The organism is Peribacillus sp. (genome assembly GCF_059453735.1).
In genome coordinates this window covers 1-2,740 of record NZ_JAZVJO010000497.1, presented here as the reverse complement: position 1 = coordinate 2,740, position 2,740 = coordinate 1, and the positions used below count along the sequence as shown (strand labels likewise).

Below are 2,740 nucleotides of genomic sequence, written 5' to 3'. Positions count from 1 at the left end.
GTCCTTCGCAGTCAATAAACAGCAGATGGCGGTTCACTTCATCGGAGCACAGATACGGCAAGCTGTCAGAAGTGGGAATGACCACGACCTCTCTGCTGTTGGGGATCAGGTCATATCCGCCGTCACTGCCCAGGACGACCTCTTTTGAAAAATAAGGATATCTCTTTATCGCAACATTTACAGCATGTCTCAAAACCTCCATGTCGACTTCTTCTTTCATAATTACCCTGACTCTGATTACAAAGGAAAAGACCTTCTCGCTCGAGTAGAGTCTGTATGTGTCCATACTGTATTTCATAAGACGATCCTCTCATTTCATACTAAGAATATATGTTTAAGTTTACATTCAAAATATTTGCTCAAAATGAATTGGGTTTAACGATTCGGTTAACGATACCGGCTGCCTTTTGCAAGACAGCCGGCAGCAGTTTATGCCTTAAATTCGTAAACAGGCTTGATGATCTCTATAACACCCGCGGATACGGCGATGACATTTTTAACAAGTGAATTAATAAAGTGTAAAAAGTGACGTGAACACATTTACAACTCCTTCTTCCCTGTTAGTATAAAGTTATACACATATAAGGAAAGGGGGGCATAAAAAATGGAACTTAATGCTAATGATCTTGAGAATGTATCAGGCGGAGTTGCCCGTAGAGAATTAATGGCTGATAAGACTCCCGTGGATAAGACCGGTATGAGGAATACCGATGGTGCAAGAATGTTTCTGGAGAACGTAGTGGAAGTACAGGTCAATCATTATGGATGGCCCTATCATGAGCTCCGTAAGTTTATGATCGAAAATCCTGATGCATACATGTGCAGATGTTCAGCCTACGGATTAACGATGGACGAGTGGATGCAGCTGCTCGATGAGGTCTATGCGGAGATGTGAATTGCCTGCATAGCCGTCAAATACCAGATTAGATAATAAGACCGGAACAGCCGATTTACTGTTCCGGTTCTTTTTGTATTATCACTATTTATTTCCAATTCCGGATCAGGCGGCAATGGTGTCGGCCTAAACGATCTATTTATTGAATCTCCGCCGTTCCCGTATCATATATCAGTCCTGAATCGCAAAGCGTACCCCAGCTGAATATCGTCTCAAGCTGTCCGCTTCCGCCTTCCAGATGCAGATTTCCGGCATTCCAGGGTGCAGTGATCCCGTAATATCCATACCGGCTGTCTACCGTATGGCCTGCTATTCTGACTCCGTCATCTATATTTTGCGGTCCTGATACTTCATCACGTTTCAGCCAGTCAGATTGATCTGAGATAAACCGCTTGGCGATCTCCTCATCAAACCCGAGTTCCTTAAGCGCAGACAGACGCTCTTCTTCACTTTCGCCATTTGTAACAATAAGGGCGACCTGATTATACCGGTCCACATCCAGGGTCCCCGTCCGGACCGTGGCAGAAGACTTGGGAACGGATCTCTGGGAATCATTGGGATAACTGCCGTCATCATTTCTGCCGTAGGACATAGAGTAACCGCCGTCTCCGCCGTCACGGCTGACATCCATTTTTCCCGTCAGCTCACCCATGGATGCAATGCTTTCCGGCACGAAGCCTCCATAACACGGCCAACCCAGATTGAAATGAAGGTCTCCGTTGTTATTAAACAATACTATCGTCTCTTTTGCATTCTCCGGAGAAATAAGGTCATAAGATGTGACGGGCCAGTTTTCATCACTGTCCTTTACCAGATCATATATCTGCGGACCGTTCATCTTATTGAAGACTTCGATCTTCTGCTCTGCCGTCAATGACTTAAACTCCTCATAAGTCATGTTTGTCTTATTCTTACATGCAGTCATCAACACAGCGGTCATCACGGCAAGCAGGACGACTGTAACAGAGATCCATATCGATTTGCTTTTATCCTTCATTTGTTTCTCCTCTTGTAAAAAACATTATATCATCCTGAGAAGTGGTGATAATACGCACTGCCTGTTGTGTTGATACATCAAATGGTGCATTCTATCATGCAAATATTGATTAAAGTGCGTATTTTCGGGCATTTGTCCTGCCGGTAACGGATATCTTATGTATTATGAAGGCATACACGTTCAAACAGAATAAAGGATGGTGATTGCACTATGAAGAAAATGATACAAATTGCAGGATTGGCACTTGCTCTTAGTATGCTTGCATATATTCCTATGGTATCGAACCTTATGATATTTATGATGAAGACGGATATTACGCCGGTTATCTTAATGCACTGGATGATCCCGGGAAGACCAGAAATGTTACCTTGATCTTTGCTCCCGGTACTGAAGATGAATCCGTGCTCGAATATACGGTAGTTAATCATACGAAGATACTCGTAACACATCAGGGCATGTCCATGTATGATCTTTATACGGATCCTGAGTGCACGGCAGAATATGATGCCGAAGCTGATAACGGTACGGATGATCTGACTCTCTATATATCCACAGTTGCAGAATGACGGTCCAAAAGATAAGAACTGAATTCAATTATCTATTGATCGGATGTAAAACTGACCCCGCGCTCTTAAGCACGGGGTCAGTTTGAAGTGTAAGGATCACTTGTTTTCCTATATTTTAAGTTCAGAGAATAAACTGATCGAATCCGGTCGTCTCCAGGATGGCACGGACTGTATCGTTGATGTTGATCATCTTGAAATCCTCAGGATCATCCAGAGCCTTGTACATGATCAGCAGTACACGGAGTCCTGCCGAAGAAATATACTGAAGATCTTTACTGTCTA

At 43.5% G+C, this 2,740-nt stretch carries 7 protein-coding genes; 4 read left to right on the top strand and 3 right to left on the bottom strand.

Annotated features, from left to right (window positions below; translation table 11 throughout):
• Positions 1-202 (bottom strand): hypothetical protein (locus AC52RT_RS16495; protein ID WP_495541753.1); only part of this gene is annotated, 202 nt, incomplete at its 3' end.
• Positions 203-330: 128 nt separating this feature from the next.
• On the opposite strand from AC52RT_RS16495, the gene AC52RT_RS16490 reads away from it, so the two are divergent.
• Both AC52RT_RS16490 and AC52RT_RS16485 read left to right on the top strand, forming a co-directional pair.
• Positions 331-507 (top strand): hypothetical protein, encoded by a 177-nt coding sequence (locus AC52RT_RS16490; protein WP_495541752.1) that lies wholly within the window; start codon positions 331-333, stop codon positions 505-507.
• Between the two features lie 97 nt (positions 508-604).
• Positions 605-895, top strand: coding sequence for a hypothetical protein (locus AC52RT_RS16485; RefSeq protein WP_495541751.1), 291 nt, complete (start codon positions 605-607; stop codon positions 893-895).
• A 139-nt stretch (positions 896-1,034) separates the two neighbouring features.
• Here AC52RT_RS16485 and AC52RT_RS16480 read toward each other — a convergent pair whose 3' ends face one another.
• Positions 1,035-1,568, bottom strand: a complete 534-nt coding sequence (locus AC52RT_RS16480; RefSeq protein WP_495541750.1) for a hypothetical protein — start codon at positions 1,566-1,568, stop codon at positions 1,035-1,037.
• A gap of 534 nt (positions 1,569-2,102) precedes the next feature.
• Between AC52RT_RS16480 and AC52RT_RS16475 the strand changes: the two genes are divergently transcribed.
• Both AC52RT_RS16475 and AC52RT_RS16470 read left to right on the top strand, forming a co-directional pair.
• On the top strand, positions 2,103-2,264 hold the full coding sequence (locus AC52RT_RS16475) for a hypothetical protein (RefSeq protein WP_495541749.1): 162 nt from the start codon (positions 2,103-2,105) through the stop codon (positions 2,262-2,264).
• A gap of 29 nt (positions 2,265-2,293) precedes the next feature.
• On the top strand, positions 2,294-2,458 hold the full coding sequence (locus AC52RT_RS16470; RefSeq protein ID WP_495541748.1) for a hypothetical protein: 165 nt from the start codon (positions 2,294-2,296) through the stop codon (positions 2,456-2,458).
• 121 nt (positions 2,459-2,579) lie between these two features.
• Here the strand turns inward: AC52RT_RS16470 and AC52RT_RS16465 are convergent.
• Positions 2,580-2,740: STAS domain-containing protein (locus AC52RT_RS16465; protein WP_495541754.1), on the bottom strand; the 161-nt coding region annotated here is incomplete at its 5' end.